Raw genomic sequence first — 2,044 nt, 5'->3', positions numbered from 1 at the left:
TCGACCTAACTCAGTCAAGGTCAGTGTCTTACATTCAATCAGTGCCTTAGAGGCCAGCATCAAGCTGTTTAATCGTTTTAGGTGAAGTTCTGGGCAGTATTGGTGTAAAGAATGTTGTAGGATATTGGCTTCGCGCATCTTGTTGTCCAAGTGTAGTTTTTAGCGAAACCATTTGATCATGCAACAAGATGCGCTTCCACCCTAATTTGATGATTTATTTGTAAATCATCAGGGGATTCTTCAGAACTAAGTGTTTTTAAACTCTCTGTTAGGTTGAGCTTTATTTCTGAGTGCCTACTCGCTATTTGCTTATATCTACCATCTTGGAGGGTGTCATCTAAAGCATTCTTATTGTACTCCAACTCGTTGTCGTTATGATTACACTTCAATGTTGTTTTCAATATGCGTATATGGCTGCATTTTTTGAAGCTATTCGTGTTTATTTTTTATTTAACGCTCCTTATTATTTCTTCCCAATGATAGATGTGGCTGTTCTTATCAATCTAATCGCTTTTATTGTCATAGCCATTGTCGTGACGATAAGTCAACTTGCAGTCCACCTTAGACGACAACAAAGAGTGTTAGGGGAAGATCTATTTCCTAACCTAACTCTGTTATCGATTGCATATAATTTTAGAATAGGACATGAGCGCTCGTATTTTATGATACCTAATAAATTATTCATTAAGTCTTTCACGATAAATATCTAAAGGTGAGTTGGAATGATTGCAGTCAGTGGAATACAGAAATCTAGCTCTCGATTTCATACCATAATTCATCTATGTAGCTTTTTGATTGTCATATATAGCTTCACCATGTTGATGCCTATCGCTGTTGCATTATTTTATAAAGATGGATATATCACTCCATTTTTAATCACATTCCTCCTTTCCCTTTTTATTGGTGTGGTCGGTTGGAAGATGACAAGTGAGGAAAATAAAAATCTGCAAAAACGTGATGGCTTCATGGTCGCTTGTTTATTTTGGCTGATATTTTCCTTAATGAGTGCATTACCTTTTCTTCTTGATAGACGATTGGACTTGAGTTTAACCGATGCCATGTTTGAAGGTGTGTCTGGCATTACGACGACTGGAGCCTCGATTTTTTCAGATATTGATGAACTACCCAAATCGATTTTATTTTATCGAGCACAGCTTAATTTCCTCGGTGGGTTAGGGATAATTGTTTTGGCCGTTGCAATTATGCCATTTCTTGGTATTGGTGGCGCAAAATTATATCAGTCTGAGATGCCAGGTCCCATGAAAGAGGAAAAGATGACGCCCCGCCTTGCGGATACGGCTCGAAATTTATGGGGGCTTTATAGCGTACTTGCCTTAGGTTGTGCAGTTGCTTATAAACTTGCAGGAATGAATTGGTTTAATGCCATATGTCATAGTCTATCTACCGTTTCATTGGGTGGATTTTCCACACATAGTGACAGCTTAGGATATTATAACAGTGCTGCAATTGAGCTTGTGGGTGGTGTGTTTTCAATACTTGCAGCAATCAATTTCGCCTTATACTACATAGTGTTAGTTCGGCGAAGCTTCAAGCCTATTTGGTATAATGCGGAGGTTCGATTTTTTATTCTCATATTATCTATCGTTGTTGGGATCGCTTGTTTAGAGCTGAATCGTACTCAAACTTTTGATATTAAAGATTCATTGGTACATGGATTTTTTCAAACAGTTTCAGTTATGACGGACAATGGATTAGGCTCTGCAGGTTATCCTAATTGGCCCAGTCATATTGTGCTTTTATTATTAGGCGCGAGCTTTTTTGGTGGATGCTTTGGTCTGAAGAATCCCCTGATGATTTACAAATAAATCATCAAATTAGGGTGGAAGCGCATCTTGTTGCATGATCAAATGGTTTCGCTAAAAACTACACTTGGACAACAAGATGCGCGAAGCCAATATCCTACAACATTCTTTACACCAATACTGCCCAGAACTTCACCTAAAACGATTAAACAGCTTGATGCTGGCCTCTAAGGCACTGATTGAATGTAAGACACTGACCTTGACTGAGTTAGGTCGAAATT

Annotated in this window: 2 protein-coding genes and 2 pseudogenes; 3 read left to right on the top strand and 1 reads right to left on the bottom strand. The window is 38.4% G+C overall.

The window, feature by feature from the left end:
• Nucleotides 1-138, bottom strand: a pseudogene (locus L5M10_RS23690) (IS4 family transposase); the annotation flags it as partial.
• A gap of 206 nt (nt 139-344) precedes the next feature.
• Between L5M10_RS23690 and L5M10_RS24270 the strand changes: the two are divergent.
• From L5M10_RS24270 to L5M10_RS23680, 3 genes and pseudogenes are all read left to right on the top strand, one after another.
• On the top strand, nt 345-710 hold the full coding sequence (locus L5M10_RS24270) for a DUF4118 domain-containing protein (RefSeq protein WP_411569032.1): 366 nt from the start codon (nt 345-347) through the stop codon (nt 708-710).
• 12 nt (nt 711-722) lie between these two features.
• Nucleotides 723-1,826: a potassium transporter TrkG gene (locus L5M10_RS23685; RefSeq protein WP_263256081.1), complete on the top strand. Its 1,104-nt coding sequence runs from the start codon at nt 723-725 to the stop codon at nt 1,824-1,826.
• A gap of 76 nt (nt 1,827-1,902) precedes the next feature.
• Nucleotides 1,903-2,044 (top strand): annotated as a pseudogene (locus tag L5M10_RS23680) (IS4 family transposase); the annotation flags it as partial.

The sequence above is a fragment of the Shewanella sp. SM32 genome (assembly GCF_025654235.1).
In the GTDB taxonomy this organism is placed as follows: Bacteria; Pseudomonadota; Gammaproteobacteria; order Enterobacterales; family Shewanellaceae; genus Shewanella; species Shewanella oncorhynchi.
The sequence above is the reverse complement of the archived record's forward strand: the minus strand, read 5'-3'. Positions and strand labels throughout refer to the sequence as shown.